The organism is Adlercreutzia sp. DFI.6.23 (assembly GCF_024462535.1).
In the GTDB taxonomy this organism is placed as follows: Bacteria; Actinomycetota; Coriobacteriia; order Coriobacteriales; family Eggerthellaceae; genus Adlercreutzia; species Adlercreutzia rubneri.
Window position 1 is genome coordinate 1 of record NZ_JANGBP010000615.1, and the last position, 296, is coordinate 296.

Below are 296 nucleotides of genomic sequence, written 5' to 3' on the forward strand. Positions count from 1 at the left end.
GCCCTGCAGGCGACTCGCGCGGCCGTGGAAGAGGGCATCGTCGCCGGCGGCGGCGTGGCGCTCGTGGACGCCATCGGCGCCCTGGACGCCGTCACGGCCGACGACAAGGACGAGGAAGTCGGCATCGACATCATCCGCAAGGCCATCGAGGCTCCGATGCGCGCCATCGCCCAGATCGCCGGTTTCGAGGGCTCCGTCGTGGTGGAGAAGGTCAAGAGCCTGCCGAAGGGCGAGGGCTTGAACTGCGCCAACGGCGAAGATCCTGCAACGTTTCCTTAGGGTCGGCACCGGCCGTG

At 68.9% G+C, this 296-nt stretch carries 1 protein-coding gene; it reads left to right on the forward strand.

Annotated features, from left to right (window positions below; all coding sequences use genetic code 11):
* Positions 1-279: TCP-1/cpn60 chaperonin family protein (locus NE591_RS14785; protein ID WP_305145278.1), on the forward strand; the 279-nt coding region annotated here is incomplete at its 5' end.
* Positions 280-296: the final 17 nt, after the last annotated feature.